The 17504-nt window shown below is 62.6% G+C and carries 16 protein-coding genes; 6 read left to right on the plus strand and 10 right to left on the minus strand.

Annotation, left to right across the window (positions count from 1 at the left end; all coding sequences use genetic code 11):
• Positions 1-127 precede the first annotated feature (127 nt).
• Both pgi and AC1AZA_RS05395 read left to right on the plus strand, forming a co-directional pair.
• Entirely contained in the window at positions 128-1825 is a 1698-nt protein-coding gene (gene pgi / locus AC1AZA_RS05390) for a glucose-6-phosphate isomerase (protein ID WP_476513709.1), read from the plus strand.
• A 524-nt stretch (positions 1826-2349) separates the two neighbouring features.
• A complete protein-coding gene (locus AC1AZA_RS05395) occupies positions 2350-3225 on the plus strand; it encodes a CPBP family glutamic-type intramembrane protease (RefSeq protein WP_476513710.1) in 876 nt (291 codons plus the stop codon).
• Here AC1AZA_RS05395 and AC1AZA_RS05400 read toward each other — a convergent pair.
• From AC1AZA_RS05400 to rplS, 8 genes are all read right to left on the minus strand, one after another.
• Entirely contained in the window at positions 3222-4421 is a 1200-nt protein-coding gene (locus AC1AZA_RS05400) for a hypothetical protein (protein WP_476513711.1), read from the minus strand. The genes AC1AZA_RS05395 and AC1AZA_RS05400 overlap by 4 nt on opposite strands.
• Position 4422: 1 nt before the next feature.
• On the minus strand, positions 4423-5097 hold the full coding sequence (locus AC1AZA_RS05405; protein WP_476513712.1) for a LuxR C-terminal-related transcriptional regulator: 675 nt from the start codon (positions 5095-5097) through the stop codon (positions 4423-4425).
• 35 nt (positions 5098-5132) lie between these two features.
• Complete coding sequence (locus AC1AZA_RS05410; protein WP_476513713.1) at positions 5133-6230, minus strand: LacI family DNA-binding transcriptional regulator; 1098 nt, start codon at positions 6228-6230, stop codon at positions 5133-5135.
• Positions 6231-6385: 155 nt separating this feature from the next.
• The gene (locus AC1AZA_RS05415) at positions 6386-6718 is read right to left on the minus strand and encodes a type II toxin-antitoxin system RelE family toxin (protein WP_476513714.1); all 333 of its coding nucleotides are present in this window, start codon (positions 6716-6718) and stop codon (positions 6386-6388) included.
• Positions 6715-7041, minus strand: a complete 327-nt coding sequence (locus tag AC1AZA_RS05420) for a type II toxin-antitoxin system prevent-host-death family antitoxin (RefSeq protein WP_476513715.1) — start codon at positions 7039-7041, stop codon at positions 6715-6717. Before AC1AZA_RS05420 ends, AC1AZA_RS05415 begins: the two co-directional genes overlap by 4 nt.
• An 85-nt stretch (positions 7042-7126) precedes the next feature.
• Positions 7127-7870, minus strand: a complete 744-nt coding sequence (locus tag AC1AZA_RS05425; RefSeq protein WP_476513716.1) for a ribonuclease HII — start codon at positions 7868-7870, stop codon at positions 7127-7129.
• Entirely contained in the window at positions 7870-8700 is an 831-nt protein-coding gene (gene lepB, locus AC1AZA_RS05430; RefSeq protein ID WP_476513717.1) for a signal peptidase I, read from the minus strand. The genes AC1AZA_RS05425 and lepB overlap by 1 nt, the downstream gene beginning before the upstream one ends.
• Positions 8701-8869: 169 nt before the next feature.
• Positions 8870-9244 (minus strand): 50S ribosomal protein L19, encoded by a 375-nt coding sequence (gene rplS / locus AC1AZA_RS05435; protein ID WP_476513718.1) that lies wholly within the window; start codon positions 9242-9244, stop codon positions 8870-8872.
• 626 nt (positions 9245-9870) lie between these two features.
• Here rplS and AC1AZA_RS05440 point away from each other — a divergent pair.
• From AC1AZA_RS05440 to araA, 4 genes are all read left to right on the plus strand, one after another.
• Entirely contained in the window at positions 9871-11250 is a 1380-nt protein-coding gene (locus tag AC1AZA_RS05440) for a sugar porter family MFS transporter (RefSeq protein WP_476513719.1), read from the plus strand.
• A 294-nt stretch (positions 11251-11544) separates the two neighbouring features.
• Positions 11545-13176: a xylulokinase gene (locus AC1AZA_RS05445; protein WP_476513720.1), complete on the plus strand. Its 1632-nt coding sequence runs from the start codon at positions 11545-11547 to the stop codon at positions 13174-13176.
• Positions 13177-13221: 45 nt separating this feature from the next.
• Complete coding sequence (locus AC1AZA_RS05450; protein ID WP_476513721.1) at positions 13222-13914, plus strand: L-ribulose-5-phosphate 4-epimerase; 693 nt, start codon at positions 13222-13224, stop codon at positions 13912-13914.
• 165 nt (positions 13915-14079) lie between these two features.
• Positions 14080-15597 (plus strand): L-arabinose isomerase, encoded by a 1518-nt coding sequence (gene araA / locus AC1AZA_RS05455; RefSeq protein WP_476513722.1) that lies wholly within the window; start codon positions 14080-14082, stop codon positions 15595-15597.
• A gap of 372 nt (positions 15598-15969) precedes the next feature.
• On the opposite strand, the gene upp is transcribed toward araA, so the two are convergent.
• Both upp and AC1AZA_RS05465 read right to left on the minus strand, forming a co-directional pair.
• On the minus strand, positions 15970-16611 hold the full coding sequence (gene upp / locus AC1AZA_RS05460; RefSeq protein ID WP_476513723.1) for a uracil phosphoribosyltransferase: 642 nt from the start codon (positions 16609-16611) through the stop codon (positions 15970-15972).
• Positions 16612-16786: 175 nt separating this feature from the next.
• Positions 16787-17455: a hypothetical protein gene (locus AC1AZA_RS05465; RefSeq protein ID WP_476513724.1), complete on the minus strand. Its 669-nt coding sequence runs from the start codon at positions 17453-17455 to the stop codon at positions 16787-16789.
• Positions 17456-17504 lie beyond the last annotated feature (49 nt).

Raw genomic sequence — 17504 nt, forward strand, 5'->3', positions numbered from 1 at the left:
CGGTCACTGAAACTGTGCGGTTCTGTCCCCTTTTGTGAGTAAATTGTGGTACGGAAGGAAACGGTGCGGACGCCGGACTACCGCCGGTGCCGTGGCGCTTTCAACGTTTGATGAAAGGACCCATCACATGGCCATCAATCCTCCTGTCGACGCAACGCAGACCCCGGCTTGGGCGGCGCTGCAGAAGCATTACAACGATCTCCAGGCCGAGGGCATCAGCCTCAAGAAGTGGTTCGCCGAGGAACCGGAGCGCGTTGAGCAGCTCTCCTTCGATGCGGGCGACCTGCACTTCGACCTGTCCAAGAACCTCATCAAGCCCGAGACCCTCAAGCTCTTCGCCGACCTCGCCAAGGACGTCAAGCTGGACGAGCGCGTCAAGGCCATGGTCTCCGGCGTGCACATCAACAACACCGAGGACCGCGCCGTGCTGCACACCGCGCTGCGCCGTCCGGAAGAGGACGAGGGCAAGCTCATCGTCGACGGCCAGGACGTGGTCAAGGACGTGCGCGAGACCCTCGAGCGCATCTACGCCTTCGCCGAGAAGGTCCGCTCCGGCGAGTGGAAGGGCGTGACCGGCAAGAAGATCACGACCGTCGTCAACATCGGCATCGGCGGCTCCGACCTCGGCCCCAACATGGCCTACGAAGCCCTCAAGCCCTACGCGGACGCCGGCATCTCCGCCCGCTACATCTCCAACATCGATCCGAACGATCTGGCTGAGAAGACCCGCGGCCTGGATCCGGAGACCACGCTGTTCATCATCGTCTCCAAGACCTTCACCACCCTGGAGACCCTCACCAACGCCCGCGAGGCGAAGACCTGGCTGCTCGAGGGCCTCAAGGCCTCCGGCGCGATCGACGGCTCCGATGAGAAGAACGCCGAGGCGATCCGCAAGCACTTCGTGGCCGTCTCCACCGCCCTGGACAAGGTCGAGGCGTTCGGCATCGACCCGTCCAACGCGTTCGGCTTCTGGAACTGGGTCGGCGGCCGCTACTCCGTCGACTCCGCCGTCGGCACCTCCCTCGCCGTGGTGTTCGGCCCGGCCCGCTTCGAGGAGTTCCTGCACGGCTTCCACGAGATCGACGAGTACTTCGTCAACACCCCGGTGGAGAAGAACGTGGTCGCCCTCATGGGCCTGCTCAACGTGTGGTACCGCAACTTCTTCCACACCGCCGCGCACGCCGTGCTGCCCTACGACCAGTACCTGCACCGCTTCCCGGCCTACCTGCAGCAGCTGACCATGGAGTCCAACGGCAAGTCCGTGCGCTGGGACGGCACCCCCGTCACCACCCAGACCGGCGAGATTTTCTGGGGCGAGCCCGGCACCAACGGCCAGCACGCCTTCTACCAGCTGATCCACCAGGGCACCCAGCTCATCCCGGCCGACTTCATCGCGTTCGTGAACACCCCGAACCCGGTCAAGGACGGCGACCAGGACGTGCACGAGCTGTTCCTCGGCAACTACCTGGCCCAGACCAAGGCCCTCGCGTTCGGCAAGACCGCCGACGAGGTCCGCGCCGAAGGCACCCCGGAGGCCATCGTGCCGGCCCGCGTGTTCGCCGGCAACAAGCCGACCACGTCCATCCTCGGCGTGGCCCTGACCCCGTTCGCGCTCGGCGAGCTCATCGCCCTGTACGAGCACATCACCCTCGTCGAGGGCACCGTGTGGGGTCTGGACTCCTACGACCAGTGGGGCGTGGAGCTCGGCAAGCAGCTCGCCAAGCAGATCACCCCGGCCATCTCCAAGGATGACGACGCCCTGGCCGCCCAGGACGCCTCCACCCAGGCGCTGATCAAGTTCTATCGCGAGAACCGCGAGTTCTGAGTCGCTCCGCTTGGTCAGAACTTGCGGTTCTCGCTCCGCGGCGGTGTTGTTTGGCGGTCGGCTTGCGCCGTCCGCAGTCGCGAGTTCTGAGTTTCGCCGCTTCATTGGGGCCTGCCGTTGCATTGAGCGACGGCAGGCCCCAATTGCGTATATGGACGGGAGCCACAGGCCATCAACAAACGTTGATGGACGATTATGGTGATTGAAGGACGTGAACTAACTTATTCAAGTGAAGGAGGAACAAATGATTAAGTCAATCGCTTCTTTACTTGTAATCATGAGTCTTGGCAGCCCGCTTGTGGGGACGAATAATGCGGTACTAGTTTGTCCGGATGGCTGTGGTGGGGATTCTGGTGCAGGTCCGGGATTGCCTGATATTATATGTACTCCTAGGGGTTGTTTTCGAAAAGACCGCTAAAGCGCTATTAGCGAATTAGTGAGTATGATAGGGCGCGTAAGCGTCCTATTTTTATAGATGATATATAGTTGGGCTATGTGCTGGTTATACATCAGCTCTTTGGGGGATGACATTGAAGAAAGTGAAGCGTCTGCTCTGCGCAGACAACACAGGCATTCAGCCAATGCACGGCCGACTGTGGCTGAAGATTCTCATGGTACTTGTGGGACTGGCGTACTTCTGGTGGATTTACGGAGGTATTGTACCATTCGGGTTTCTGTTCGATCCCGGTCCGGTCAGCATTTACAATGCCATAGGGCCGTGGAATGTGAAAGACATTGAGGAAAGCGTTCTCATCAGCGTAGGACAAATCGCCGGCGCGCTGTGCTTGGCGTATGCGTTGTTGCACTACGTTGAGCCAAAATACGGGAGCAATCCGGTTGGATTGCTGTCTCATTGCATGTCATTCTCATCTTCGCTCCTTATGTTCATACTGGGCGGATATGCGTTTCAGGCCATGTATCACATACTCATGTATTTCCATATTGATCCGAGGGTGACGTCCGGCGATGGACAAATGCTGACCATTGGCGAAGAGGCGCAGTTGCTGGGTGTTGCACAAACGACACTTGGTCCTATTATGGAGGAAATCATCGCCTTTTTCCTCATTGTGGTGATATTGCGTCGTTGTAATGTTCCGTGGGCATGGGTCGTTTGCATTGAAGGAATACTCCGAGTCTCATACCACTTGTATGAGGGTATCCCGGCGTTGTCTCATGTGATATGGATTTGCGCGGTCGTAGTTATTTATAAATGCACGGGATCCCTGATCGGCATCATCGTTGCACATGAGGTCGCCGACATTGCTATTTTGTACTGGCCCTACGATTATCAAACTATTGAACTGACCATGCTCGGTATCGGCGTATTGCTGTGTGTGGTGCTGTTCGTCGAGCGGAGGATGCGGCGCAATGCGATCATAAGCGGGGAGGCGCTTCGCTAGTCCACGTGCTTGGCAAGGCTCGTCGATCCGGCACCGCCATCATACGGTATTGAGATCTGCAGGATCCAATTATGGTCGTCGTCAATCACGTTGACCCTGCCGACGCGGCGTTGCACAATCTCCGAGAGATGCTTCAGCCCCGTCCCGGATTTGCCGCCTACCGTCGCGTCGCTCCGCTCGTTGATTTCCGTGATCCGTACCGCCGAATCGTCGAAATGGACGGTGACCAGATAGTCGAGCCTAGCGGTTTCGCAATGCCTCATGATGTTGGCATATATCTCGTTGAGTATGGTTTCCAGGTCATGGGCCAGATCGTCGTCTGGTTGGCGCAGTCGGGGCGCGGCTCCCTGTATGGCCGTCGTCCCGCGGAATCCGACTGCTGCCAGTTCCTCGTCCCTGCGCCGGCAGTAGCGCGTGACCGAGTCCATGAGGTCCGCGTGGCTTTCGTTGAGTGTCCGAGTCCGGTTCAGGGACGGATCCGCATCATTCAAGACGTTGATGACCTCATGGATGTTGCGCAGCGCCTCCTCCGCCCGTCGTTCGATTGCCGCATAGGCATCCCTGTCGGTCGGATTGTCGCATTGTTCGCGGTGCCGCTGGGTCAGCAGGATGATATATGTCAGATCACCGGTCGTCGCGTCGTGCAGTTTCGTCGCTATGGCGTGCTGCTCGCGCTGATGCCGCTCATGCATCGCCTTGATGGCCAGCTCATGGCGCATGCCGTCATATTGCGCGGCCCGATCCTTCCATTGCATGGATACGCTGACCGCATAGGTCACGGTAAGCATGCACGTGTACAGAATGTTGAAGAACAATATGCGATTGACCGAGGCGGTGTTGTTGTAGATATAGAAGATGTTGACGAACACCAATTCGGCTATGAACGCATAGCGTCCGACCGTGCCGTCGCCGGTCTGTATGAGCGTGCCGATCGCAATGCATGCGGCCACGATCGACATGTTGATGGCCGACGCGAAGATGATGGTGGATATGACGGAATAGCACAGTATGGCGATGCTGATCGGCTTGGGTCGGAGGTATTCTCCGAGCAGCAGAAAAACGAGCGTGCCGGAGTTCAGACATGCCGCGATCGTAATGGGCGAGAGCAACTGGTTCATCACGATCAGCATCATGGCGATCGGGATCACGGCTCCGATCATGGACGCGCTGAGGGGAGTTGCGATGCGCTGTTGCAACCTAGAGCTCCTCCCTCATCCTGAACCACCGAATCGACGCCTGGCTGAGGTTCTTGGCCTGCAGCTTGTCCTTGATGTGACTGATGTGGGTTCTGACAGTCACGTCCTTGACGCGCAGCTGTTCGGATATCTCCTTGAGCGTGTATCCCTCCAGAAGCTTATCCATGATGAACATTTCCTTGGCTGTCAGGGTATAGCCGTTTTGACTGTTCTGGCCGCCGGAATATCTCAGCCGGTTATGGGAGGCCAATGCCGTCTCGAACCCATTGGCTTCGTTGCAGTAGGTCCGGTCGTGCGTGAGCGCATCCACGGCCTGCGCGATTTCCGCCGGTATGCTGGTCTTCTCCAGAATGCCCTGGCATCCCGAAGCCGCGGCGATCGACGCATACTGGGACAGCGGGAACGAGGTGATGGCCAGAATCAGCGGCCGTGTTGCCTGTGCCCTAATCGTCTTGCACACTCTGGGCCCTGAAATGTCCGTCAGGGACATATCGCACAGCAGAATGTCCGGTTGCGTTGGGGCGGAAAGGCAGCGGTCAATCGCCCGGTATCCGCTGGTCTCCAGCCAGCGCAACGGGCAATCGGGCAGTTTTTCCTGCAGGATCCGCGCAATCAGCGTCATGCTGGTGATGTCGTTGTCCAATATGGCGATGCTCGTCGAAGTCATGCCGCTCATCTTCCGCAAATCGAACGTATTGCCGGGGTCTGCCCTTACCGCGCCGGCGCGGGGCCGGTCGAGTCGCGCACGGTCAGATCGGCGAGCACCAGACCGGAGCCGTGGGCGGTCCGGTCGAACTGGGGCGCTTCGGTGGCGCCGAGCATGGAGAGCATGCTGGCGGTCGCCTTGATGCCCACCTCCGCGAAGTGCGGGTGCACGGTGGTCAGCGGCGGGTAGAAGTTGTCCGCGCCGGGAATGTCGTCGAACCCCACCACGCTCACGTCTTCGGGGATGCGCAGCCCATGCTCGTGCAGTGCGCGGATGGCGCCTACGGCCTGATTGTCGTTGGCGCACACGATGGCGGTGGGCGGCTGTTCACCCGCTGACTGGCAGGCGTCCAGCGTTTCGTTGAGGGCGAGGTACGCCTTGCCGGAATCCCAGGAGTCCACGTCCAGTATGCGCGTGGCCATGCCGAGCTTGGCGCAGTAGTGCTCCCATGCGAGTCGGCGTGAGGAGGCGTCGCGCCAGTTGGACGGGCCGGTCAGGTACATGGTGTCCCGATGGCCGAACCCGTGGAGCATGTCCGCAATGTCGTGCATGGCGGTCCACTGGTCGATGCCGATGAACGACACCGGTCCCTTCGTGCCGCTCAGGGCCACAGCCTCGTCCACGGTCACCGCGCCATGCGTGGACGTGATGATGATGCGCGGCACAACGGTGTCCATGCGCAGTGCGGCCAGCAGCGTGGCATCGGTGGGGGCGATGAAGACCAAGGCGTCCACGTCCTGCTCGCTGAAGCTGCGGCCGGCTGAATCGAAGCCCTTGCGCTCAAACTCCTGCTGCGGCACGATCACCACGGACAGGAACATGTCGTGGTGGCGCACGCCCAGCTCGATGGACGCCAGCGTACTGATGGGCCCGTAGAAGTCGATGGAGCAGGCGATGAGTCCGACGGTGCGCGAACGGTTCGAGGCGAGGGCGCGCGCGGAATTGGAGCGGCGGTAGCCGAGCTGCGCGATGGCCTGTTCCACCTTGGCGCGCGTGGCATCGGAGACGTCCGGCGAGTGGTTGATGACGCGGGAGACGGTCTGGTGGGACACCCCGGCCAGTCGTGCCACTTCAAACATCGAAGGACGCTTGTTGCCATTCATGTGTGTACCGCTTCTTCCCACGTCTGTGCAATTGCCCTTGTTTTCTTTCGAGCATACACAAAGATAAACGATTGATGTGAGCGTTCACGGCGAGTCGACGTCATTTCCTCACGGAAATCGATTTCATTGCCGCCGTTTGCCGTGGCGCGATCAGGTCAGATGCCGTGTCTGCGCCTGCGCTCGTCGGCGAATCTGTAGACCTCGTCGTCGCTGCGGATGCCGACCACGATGATCAGCATCTCGGCATCGGTTCGGATGAGTTTGTAGACGACCCGTATCCCCAGATTCCGGAACTTGACCTTGCACAGTCCGGCGAGCTTGGCGCGGTTGCCGTTGCGCAGGGGCTTGCCGTAGCCGCCTTCGGTGTCAGGCAGGGGATTGGAGGAGACTTTGATGAGTCCCTTGAGGATCTGCGCCTGCGTGGATTTGTCGAATTTCGAGAATTCCTTGGCGGCTTCGGGAAGCCATCGGCGGGTCCAGTCACTCATGCGAGCTCCGCCTCGGGGGCGGCGTCGATGTCATCCTGGGTGAGACCCGCCTCTTGGAGCATGTCCTCCTCGCGGACCGTCGTCGTGCCGTCCCAGCCGTCGAGGCGGTCCATGGCCAGACGTTCGTCCTCCAGATCTTCGAGATGCTCGCGCAGGGCGTTGTACTCGTCGATGCCGATGATGACGGCGGTGGGCTTGTTGTGGTTCAGCACGAATACCGGTGCTTTATGCGCGAGCTCGAACGTGGCCGATGCCTTGCCTCTGCTGAAGTCGCTGATCGACGCGGTCTGATTGACCTGCGGCAGTTGGATGGTCGTTGTCATGGGATCTCCGATTCATTCATAAATTCACGATGATATTCACTATTATATGCGTATCCCAGAGCTCGGTGGGGTTGGCCCGGACGGGTCAGTTCAGATGCCAGCTCACCCGGTGCAGGGGCGTGGGACCGAGTTCGGCGATCGCGGCCCGGTGCGCGGCCGAACCGTAGCCCTTGTTGGAGGCCCAGCCGTAAGGTTCCCATTCGGGGTGATCGGCGGCGATGCGCTGCATGAGCCGATCGCGCGTCACCTTGGCGATCACGGCGGCGGTGGCCACGGTGGCGCAGTGCATGTCGCCCTTCACGCGTGTGAGGACGTGCGGGGAGACGGGGACTGCGGGTGCGTCGAACGTGTGCACTGCCTTGGAGATGTAGTCGAACGGCCCGTCCAGGATCGCGCCGACGCGCATGCCGGTCGTGCCGCCGTCCGTCCGGCCGCCCGCAGCATCGCCGAGCCCGAGCGCGCGTTCCGCCTCGTCGAGGGCCCGCAGCGCGGCCACGCCGAGCGCATAGCCGATGCCCCATTCGTCGATCTCCGTGTTCGAGGCCGATCCGACCGCGTACGCCGCACACCAATCGGTGAGTTCGTCGAAGATCGCCTCGCGCCGTCGCTCGGTGAGCAGCTTGGAGTCGGCCACCCCCGTCGGCACGTCCACCCGGCCGGCCAGCAGATCGGCGGAACGGATCGCCGCCGCGCCCACCATGGCGGGGCCAGCCAGCGCGCCGCGTCCCACCTCGTCGAACCCCACGATCACGCCGTAGCCCTGTGCGGCCAGCTCGCGTTCCATGTCTAGCGTGGGGACCGGAACGGCCTTCGGGGCGCGCCCTGCCATCAGGCTGCGTCCCCGTTGGACGGTTCCGCGGCGGCGGATGCGGAGGACTGCGTAGCGCTTGGTACGGCGGCGAAGGCCTCGTGATGCGAGGCAATGAGCCCGATGCGGTTCAGCGGCCAGAATGTGAACCATGCCCGGCCGGAGATGTTCGCCATGGGAACCAGACCGTTGTTGCCGTCGTCCGGGTGGAATCGGGAATCGGCGGACGCGCCGCGGTTGTCTCCCAGCACGAATACGTTGCCGGCGGTCACGGTGACCCTGAACGCGAACTGGCTCGGGTCGGAGCCGGGGCGCACGTAGGCGGTCTCGTCGATCGCCACGCCGTTGATCGTCAGCGGCTCGCCCGGACCGGCGCAGGCCACCACGTCGCCCGGCAGGCCGATGAGCCGTTTGATGAGGTAGCCGTTGTGGCCGCCCTCCTCCTCACCAAGCCAGTTGGCCGGGTCCCTGAAGACGATCACGTCGCCGCGCTGCAGCTTCGAGGCGGGCACGATGTGCGTGCTTAACGTGACCACGCGGTCGTTCTTGAGGATGGTGTTCATCATCGACGAGGACGGGATCCAGTACAGGGGAAAGACGAGCAGGCGCAGGAGCAGCACCACGACGACGGGAATGCCACACCAGACGATGAAATCCTTGAAACCGAAGCGGTCCGGGTCGTCATTGCCCGGATTCCGTGTACCGGCCGGCTTGGCATGCCGGCGATGGGGCATGGGGGAGGGGTCCACGCCGTGGTCCGCGACGGCGAACGTATGCGTGTCTCGTTCGGCGGCCGCGGCAGCCTGTGCGCCGGACGGCATACCGGGTTGCGGGATCTGATCGGATTGCATGTCCCCTCCTTGGTTCGCGTTCCATCATACGCGCGGCGGACCGGGCGGCGGGGACGGCGGACGGGGAGATGGCACGTGCGGCCCGGGGATGGGACGGAGATACGAAAGCGGCCCGGCCGCCGTAGAGGGCAACCGGACCGCTTCAGCAAGCGAGCCTTGCGGGCAAGGATCAGGCGTTGGCCTGAGCCTTGTTGTCGCGGCGCTCGACGATGCGAGCGGCCTTGCCGCGCAGCTTGCGCAGGTAGTACAGCTTGGCGCGGCGGACGCGGCCCAGACGCACGACCTTGATGGAGTCGATCGACGGGGAGTGCACCGGGAAGCGGCGCTCGACGCCCACGCCGAAGCTGATCTTGCGCACGATGAAGGTCTCGTGCAGGCCGGCACCCTTGCGGGCGATCACCACGCCGGTGAAGGCCTGAAGACGGGAGTTGTTGCCTTCCTTGATCTTCACGTTGACCTCGACGGTGTCGCCGGGGCGGAAGGCCGGGATCTCCTCGGCCGGCTTGAGGTGCTTGGCCTCGAAGGCTTCAATGTAGTTAGCCATGATTGTTCCTCCGCACTGCCGCATGTCAGCGCTGATCGGTGGCCGGGCGGGCGGTTGGACGCCGGGCGGCCGAAGTTGGATTCCCCTCGGTCTGCCTCGGGGAGGCCTGCCAATCCGCCGGGAGGCTGGAGACGACGTGGTGTCGTCCCGCCCGGCTGGACCTGTTGAACCGTGGGATCATGCGGCCACCCGCGGCTCGGCACAGCAATCGACCAATATAAGGCATGCGCCGGACGTTGCGGACCGGTGCGTGTCCGCGGCTCTGTCCGTATGCGTGCCCGTACGGCCGTTCGCTCCGGCCCGAGCCTCCGCTGCGCACAAATGATCATAATTGTCTACATAGCCGATAAATGTATAAAAAATGCCGGAAAAGTGAACTGCAACACAATTTAGGGTCAAATTTGGATTGAGAGCGCTTACGAAGGCGGCGACACGCCAAGAAAACCTTGAAAAATAAGGGATTTACATGAAGTTGACACAGGGAAACGTGAGCGCTAACATTCCTGTTGGTAATCGAGAGTGAGCGATTGTGATTGCTTATGATCGATTTGCTGACGGGTTTGCCGGGACATGGCAGGTTACGGGGGATCCGCCGCAAAGGGTGAAACATAAATCAAGGAAGAACAATGTCTCAGACTGCTCAGGCGGGCGCTGCGGAAAAGCAGGGCTCCATGAAGTACGTGGTCATTCTGGCGGTGAGCGCCGGTCTGGCCGGTCTGCTGTACGGCTACGATACCGTCAGCATCTCGGGTGCCATTGTGTACCTGTCCGCGCTGTGGAAGCTTTCCGCCGCTATGGAAGGCCTCATCATCTCCTCCATCATGATCGGCGGCGTCATCGGCGTCGGCGTCTCCGGCTTCATCTCCGACCGCATCGGCCGTCGCCCGGTGCTGCTGATCGGTGCCGCGGCCTTCTTCGTGGCCGCCCTGTGGTCCGCCATGGTCAACGACCCGACCTCCATGATCATCGCCCGCATTCTGGGCGGTCTGGGCATCGGTCTCGCCTCCTCGCTGGCCATCACCTACATCACCGAGTGCGCTCCGGCCAAGTACCGCGGCACCCTGTCCTCCATGTACCAGCTGCTGACCATCCTCGGCATCTTCCTGACCAACCTCATCAACTTCTGGATCGCCGGCATGGGCGGCATCCAGTCCGACTTCGCGGACATGGCCTGGCGCTGGATGCTGGGCATCGGCGCCATCCCGGCCCTGATTCTCTTCATCGCCCTCGCGCTGTCCCCCGAGTCCCCGCGCTTCCTGCTGCAGTCCGGCAACAAGGAGAAGGGCTTCGCCGTCCTCGAGCGCATCGGCGGCACCGCCTCCGCCAAGCAGGAGGCCGCCGAGATCGAGGCCTCCATCGCCGAGAACGCCAAGGGCAAGCTCTCCGACCTGTTCCACGCTCCGCTGGCGCACGCCATGCTCGTGGGCATCTTCCTGGCCATCTTCAACCAGGCCGTCGGTCAGAACGCCATCTCCTACTACGCGCCGACCATCTTCAAGCCCATCTTCCAGGGTGACACCGCCGCGTTCCTGTGCTCCACGCTGATCGGTCTCGTCGAGCTCGTGTTCACCTTCGTGGGCATGTACTTCATCGACAAGCTCGGCCGCAAGCCGCTGATGCTCGCCGGCTCCCTCGGCATGTGCGTGTTCTACGCGCTCATGGGCCTGTCCATGCTGCTGAACTGGCCCGGCGTCCTCACGCTGATCTTCGCCTGCCTCGTGATCGCGTCCTTCGCGTTCTCCATGGGCCCGGTCACGTGGGTCATGATCTCCGAGCTGTTCCCGACCTACCTGCGCGGCCGCGCCGCCGGTCTGTGCACCGTGTTCCTGTGGGGCGCCAACTTCCTGGTGGCCCAGTTCACCCCGGTGATGTTCTCCAGCTGGGGCGGCGGCACCTTCATCTTCTGGGCCGTGATGGATCTCATCGCGTTCCTGGGCGTGAAGTTCCTCGTCCCGGAGACCAAGGGCAAGACCCTGGAGGAGATCCAGAGCTTCTGGTCCAAGTGATCGGCCGGCCAATCGGCCGATAGTCTCCAAGGGCGCACCGACGCTGATGTTCCGGCGTTGGCGCGCCCTTGCCATATCCACCAGCAAACATGTCCGCACGGTGAATTCTTAAGACTCGCCGTGGCGACGGTGAGTGCGATGCGGTATCCTGTAGATCAGGAATTGTGAGCGCTCACAGAAATACAATGGCGTCCATCTGCGCGATGGGAAACGGCTCCCGTTTCCTGCGTCGGTCGTTTTGTGAACGCACACAGTTTTGAGTCCTTGTGAACAGCGTTAAGGAGCTGAGCAAAGATGGCTGAAAAAGAGCCTGTTTCGCCGCAGGAGTTCGCCGAGAAGATTCGCGGCGGCCGTACCTCCCTCGGCATCGAATTCGGATCCACCCGCATCAAGGCGGTCCTCATCGATGATCAGTACCGCACCATCGCCTCCGGCGACTACCAGTGGGCCAGCCATCTGGTGGACGGCCTGTGGAGCTACGACCTCGACGAGGTGTGGCACGGCCTGCAGGTCGCCTACGCGGCCATGGCCAACGACGTCTACAACGCCTACGGCGAGCGCCTGACCCGCATCGGCCACATCGGCTTCTCCGCCATGATGCACGGCTACCTTGCCTTCGACAAGGACGGCAACCTGCTCGTCCCGTTCCGCACCTGGCAGAACACCAACACGCATCAGGCCCACCTCAAGCTCTCCGACCTGTTCCAGTACAACATCCCCGAGCGTTGGTCCGTCGCCCACCTCTACCAGGCCGTGCTCAACAAGGAAGAGCACGTCTCCAAGGTCGACTTCATCACCACGCTCGCCGGCTACGTCCATTGGAAGCTCACCGGCAAGAAGGTCGACGGCATCGGCGACGCCTCCGGCATGTTCCCGATCGACCCCGTCACCAAGACTTACGAGACCGAGTTCCTCAAGAAGTTCAACGCGCTGCCCGAGATCGAAGCCCAGCCGTGGAAGATCGAGGACCTGCTGCCCACGCCGCTCGTTGCGGGCACCCCCGCCGGCGAGCTCACCGAGGAAGGCGCCAAGCTCCTCGACGTGGACGGCTACCTCAAGCCCGGCATCGTGCTGGCTCCGCCGGAAGGCGATGCCGGCACCGGCATGGTCGCCACCAACTCCGTGCGCGTGCGCACCGGCAACGTCTCCGCCGGCACCTCCATCTTCGCCATGGTCGTGCTCGAGAAGAAGCTCGCCCGCCTGCACCCGGAAGTCGACCTCGTCACCACCCCGGCCGGCGACCTCGCGGGCATGAGCCACGCCAACAACTTCACCTCCGACCTCAACGCGTGGGTCAGCCTGTTCGGCGACTTCGCCAAGGCCATCGACCAGCCCATCTCGACCGGTGCCCTGTACGGCACGCTGTTCCGCGCCGCCATCAGCGATGAAGCGGATGCCAACTGCGGTGGCCTGCTCAACTACCCGTTCCGCTCCGGCGAATTCCTGGCCGGCCTCGAAGAGGGCCGCCCGCTGTTCGCCCGCAGCCCCGAGGCCCACATGAACCTCGCGAACTTCATGCGCGCCCAGCTGTTCAGCGCCTTCAGCCCGGTCAAGATCGGCATGGACGTGATGACCAAGGATGAGGAAGTCAAGATCGACTCCCTCGTGGGCCACGGCGGCATCTTCACCACCCCGAAGGTGGCGCAGAAGATTCTCGCCGCCGCGTTCGACACCCCGATCAAGGTCATGTCCACCGCCGCCGAGGGTGGCGCCTGGGGCATGGCCGTGCTGGCCGACTACCTGTGGCACACCCCGTGGCCGCTGGCCGACTACCTCGACGAGCGCGTCTTCAAGGATGCCCAGTCCACCACCGAGACGCCCGATCCCGAGGACGTTCAGGGCTTCGAGGACTTCTTCGCACGCTTCCAGGCAGGCCTTGCGATCGAGAAGAGCGCCGTGCGCAACATCGATCTGCAGAGCAAGTGATTGTTTCCATACCGTCAACAAACAATGCAAGAAAGGTAGCCAAACATGGCAACGTTGGCTGATTACGGTCCCGAAGTCCGGGCCGAAGTCAAGCAGGTGCGCGAGGTTGTCGCCACCCTGCACGAGCAGCTCATCAAGTGGAACCTGGTCGTCTGGACGGCCGGCAACGTGTCCCAGCGTCTGCGCACCGCGGACCTGTTCGTCATCAAGCCCTCCGGTGTGCGCTACGAGTACCTGACCCCGGGCTCCATGGTCGTGTGCGACCTCGACGGCAATGTGGTCGATGGTACCGAGGCCCCGTCCTCCGACACCGCCTCCCACGCCTACATCTACCGCAACATGCCGGATGTCTATGGCGTCGTGCACACCCACTCCACCTACGCGACCGCCTGGGCGGCCACCGGCCAGAACATCCCCTGCGGCCTGACCATGATGGGCGACGAGTTCGGCGGCCTGGTGCCGGTCGGCCCGTTCCGTCTCATCGGTTCCGAGGCCATCGGCAAAGGCGTCGTGGAGACCCTCAAGAAGTACCCGAAGTCCCCGGCGGTGCTGATGCAGAACCACGGCCCCTTCACCATCGGCAAGGATGCTGAAGCCGCCGTCAAGGCCGCCGCCATGACCGAGGAAGTCGCCCACACCATGTGGGCCGCCCGTCAGCTCGGCAACATCATCGAGATCCCGCAGGCGGATATCGATAAGCTGAACGACCGCTACCAGAACGTCTACGGCCAGCACTGATTTATCGGGCGCAGCTGCGGCGTTGCTCCTCGGTCGACGTGCCATCGCACGCCTTCCCTCGGTGCGCCTTGCATCTGCACCCGCTAAGTCAGTGCTGCGCACTGAGAACGCACTTAGTCCGAATTCATAACTGAACACAACACAATGAAGTCAAAGGAGCCAATCATGGCAATCGAGAACCCCTTCGAGGGCAAGGAAATCTGGTTCGGCGTCGGTTCGCAGGACCTCTACGGTGAGGAAGCGCTTCGTCAGGTGGCCGCCAACGCCGCCGAGATGGTGGACTACCTCAACAACACCGGCAAGATCCCGGCGAAGATCGTGCTCAAGCCGACGCTGAAGTCCTCCGACGGCGTCAAGGCCTTCATGGTCGAAGCCTCCGCCAACCCGAACGTCATCGGCGTCATCGCCTGGTGCCACACCTTCTCCCCGGCGAAGATGTGGATCCGCGGCCTCGAAGTGCTCACCAAGCCGCTCATGCAGCTGGCCACCCAGCACCACAAGGAGATCCCGTGGGAGACCATCGACATGGACTTCATGAACCTGAACCAGGCCGCCCACGGCGACCGTGAGTTCGGTTACATCGTCTCCCGCCTCGGCATTCCGCGCAAGATCGTCGTCGGCCACTACACCGATCCGGACGTCGCCGCGCAGATCGGCACCTGGGCCCGCGCCTGCGCCGGCTGGGATGCCTCCAACAACATGAAGGTCATGCGCTGGGGCGACAACATGCGTAACGTCGCCGTCACCGAGGGCGACAAGACCGAGGCCGAGCGCGTGTTCGGCGCCTCCATCAACACCTGGTCCGTCAACGAGCTCGTCGCCGCGTACGAGGCCGTCAAGGACGATCAGGTCAAGGCCCTCATCGAGGACTACAAGGCCAAGTATGACGTCGACCCGGCGCTGCTTGACTCCAAGTACGACTCCCTGTTCATCGCCGCCAAGGAAGAGGCCGCGATGGTCAACATGATGAAGGCCAACGGCTGCACCGCCGCCGTCGACAACTTCGAGGACCTCGGCACCCTGCCGCAGCTGCCGGGCGTCGGCGCTCAGCGTCTGCCCTCCGAGTACGGCTACGGCTTCTCCGCCGAAGGCGACTGGAAGACCTCCGTGCTGGTCCGCATCGGCGCCGTCATGGGCTACGGCCTCGAGGGTGGCGCCTCCCTGATGGAGGACTACTCCTACAACTTCACCGAGGGCAACGAGCTCGACATGGGCTCCCACATGCTCGAGGTCTCCCCGTCCATCGGCACCATCGGCAAGCCGAAGCTGGAGATCCACCCGCTGGGCATCGGCGGCAAGGCCGACCCGGTCCGTCTGGTCTTCTCCGGCAAGCCGAAGGAAGGCGCCGTCGTCGTCTCCATGGCCGACGAGCGCGAGCGCTTCCGTCTGCTCATGGACGTCGTGGACGTCGTCGAGCCGCAGGGCTCCCTCAAGGTTCTGCCTTGCGCCCGCGCCGTCTGGAAGCCGCGTCCGTCCCTGAAGACCGCCGTGAAGTGCTGGATCACCGCCGGCGGCTCTCACCACACCTGCATGACCACCTCCGTCGGCCGTGAGGCTTGGGAGGACTTCGCCCGCATCGCCGGCGTCGAGCTCGCCACCATCGACGAGAACACTAACGCCGCCCAGTTCGAGAAGGAACTGCAGCTGTCCGAGATGTACCACCGTCTCAACAACCAGCACTGAGATGCTCCGCGGTAGCGCGGAACTCTAGCAGGTAACCTTGGGCCCTCTCCGGCAATCACCGTCGGAGAGGGCCCAACGCTATCTACAGGTCCGCAATCGGCCACGCAACATCGGTCCGAAGGGCTATCGTCCTATCGTCCTATCGTCCGAAAGCCGTGCTCGGATCCGAGTGCTCGCGTACGTTTTTATACGGATCCGTACAATATACGCCACTAGGCAGTGCCAGATGGCGGAAATTATATCGTGCCATATTTTTTCCGCCATCTGGGCTCGCTCCGTGGCGTAAATTATATGGGCAGATATGAAAACGGACACGAACCGAGACGCTCGTGTCCGTTTTCATATCTGAGGCTCAGTGCAGCCAACGCTCCATCAATCGACGACGCCGTAGAGACGGTCGCCGGCGTCGCCCAATCCCGGCACAATGTAGCACTTGTCGTTGAGACGTTCATCGACGGCGCACACCACGACCTTGAAGTCGATGGACGGGTCGATGTGCTCCTCCACGAACTTGATGCCTTCCGGAGCGGCGATGATGTTGATGGCCGTGACGTCCTTGGCGCCGCGCTCGGCCAGATAGTGCGTGGCGGCGACCAGCGTGCCACCTGTGGCGAGCATTGGATCGATGAGGAAGCACTGGCGTCCGGTCAGGTCATCCGGCAGACGGTTGGCGTAGGTGACCTGCTGGGTGGGGTGTTCCTCGTCGCGCTTCATACCCAGGAAGCCAACCTCGGCGGTGGGGATGAGACGGGTCATGCCGTCGAGCATACCCAGTCCGGCACGCAGCACCGGTACGATGATCGGGCGCGGTTCGGCGAGTTTCTTGCCGGTCATGGGAGCGACGGGCGTTTCGATGGGCTTGGCCACCACGGACAGGTTGCGGGTGGCTTCGTAGGCCTCGAGCATCACGAGTTCGGACACGAGCTCGCGGAAGGTGCTGGAGGGGGTGCGCTTGTCGCGCAGGACAGTGAGCTTGTGCTCAACCAGCGGATGATTCAGTACATGAAGTTCCATACTTCTAGAGTAAGCCACGATGGCTGGGAAAACGCGCCGAACCGTGAAAGCGCCTGTCGGCGCAAAGGCCGCTCGCAGCGGCAAAAAATGGAGCCCGGGGCTTAAGCACGGCCCGACGCGCCCTCTCACTGTACTGCATGACCGCTTGCGACACGCAATCGAGGCATCAGTCCCCTTATTCCAGCTTGCCGCGACGCCACAGTGCGGCTCCGTGACGGAAATCCGCGGCGGTCTGGCGCAGGGACGCGGCGTGATGCAGCATGCGGGCTATCGCGGCATGCTGCGCCGAATCTGCCGTGCCGCCCGCCGTCGTGACCGACGCATGGTCGTTGCGGCGCTTGGCCTCCGTGACGAGCCCGGCAACCATCACGTCGCAGAATGCGCTTGCACGCTCCAGAGCAACCGCGAAATCACCCATGAATGCGCCGGACAGGATGGAGTCGGCGGTACGGGCAATGTCATCCTCGGTCGGCGCCTGATCCACGCCGGCGATGGCACTGGCCGTGGTGGCGACCGGCTCGCCCACGCGCCACAGACGAGAGATCGACTCACGATCGCGCGTCATCCACGTGCGCAGCATGTACAGGCGCCACAGAATGCCGGGCAGAGAGTCCGGTTCGGCATGGCTCCACAGTTCCGCCACCAGATCCACGCCTTCCACGTCCACGAGCGTAAGCACGCGGCGTACCACTTCCGGGTCCTCGGTGTGGTGCACGCGGTCCAGCAGGGAAGCCGCCGTGGCGTGCGAAAGATCGCTGAGCCGTTCCGGGTCCACGCCGCCGGCGATCTGATTGACCAACGCCGGATCGAGCTGCGCGGGCCGGGCCGGGCGAGACGCGCCCAAGCGTGCGGGGGCGAAGCTGGAGCCTGCGGAATGTACGGAACCTGAGGAG

It is taken from the genome of Bifidobacterium sp. LH_389 (assembly GCF_056357235.1).

Excerpts from the sequence above, each read along its gene's own strand:
- lepB (WP_476513717.1), bottom strand. The coding sequence starts at position 8,700 with ATGCAATCCGATCAGATCCCGCAACCCGGTATGCCGTCCGGCGCACAG.
- pgi (WP_476513709.1), top strand. The coding sequence starts at position 128 with ATGGCCATCAATCCTCCTGTCGACGCAACGCAGACCCCGGCTTGGGCG.
- AC1AZA_RS05395 (WP_476513710.1), top strand. The coding sequence starts at position 2,350 with ATGACATTGAAGAAAGTGAAGCGTCTGCTCTGCGCAGACAACACAGGC.
- AC1AZA_RS05420 (WP_476513715.1), bottom strand. The coding sequence starts at position 7,041 with ATGACAACGACCATCCAACTGCCGCAGGTCAATCAGACCGCGTCGATC.
- AC1AZA_RS05440 (WP_476513719.1), top strand. The coding sequence starts at position 9,871 with ATGTCTCAGACTGCTCAGGCGGGCGCTGCGGAAAAGCAGGGCTCCATG.
- araA (WP_476513722.1), top strand. The coding sequence starts at position 14,080 with ATGGCAATCGAGAACCCCTTCGAGGGCAAGGAAATCTGGTTCGGCGTC.
- AC1AZA_RS05405 (WP_476513712.1), bottom strand. The coding sequence starts at position 5,097 with ATGAGCGGCATGACTTCGACGAGCATCGCCATATTGGACAACGACATC.
- AC1AZA_RS05410 (WP_476513713.1), bottom strand. The coding sequence starts at position 6,230 with ATGAATGGCAACAAGCGTCCTTCGATGTTTGAAGTGGCACGACTGGCC.
- AC1AZA_RS05450 (WP_476513721.1), top strand. The coding sequence starts at position 13,222 with ATGGCAACGTTGGCTGATTACGGTCCCGAAGTCCGGGCCGAAGTCAAG.
- upp (WP_476513723.1), bottom strand. The coding sequence starts at position 16,611 with ATGGAACTTCATGTACTGAATCATCCGCTGGTTGAGCACAAGCTCACT.
- AC1AZA_RS05415 (WP_476513714.1), bottom strand. The coding sequence starts at position 6,718 with ATGAGTGACTGGACCCGCCGATGGCTTCCCGAAGCCGCCAAGGAATTC.
- AC1AZA_RS05445 (WP_476513720.1), top strand. The coding sequence starts at position 11,545 with ATGGCTGAAAAAGAGCCTGTTTCGCCGCAGGAGTTCGCCGAGAAGATT.
- rplS (WP_476513718.1), bottom strand. The coding sequence starts at position 9,244 with ATGGCTAACTACATTGAAGCCTTCGAGGCCAAGCACCTCAAGCCGGCC.
- AC1AZA_RS05425 (WP_476513716.1), bottom strand. The coding sequence starts at position 7,870 with ATGGCAGGGCGCGCCCCGAAGGCCGTTCCGGTCCCCACGCTAGACATG.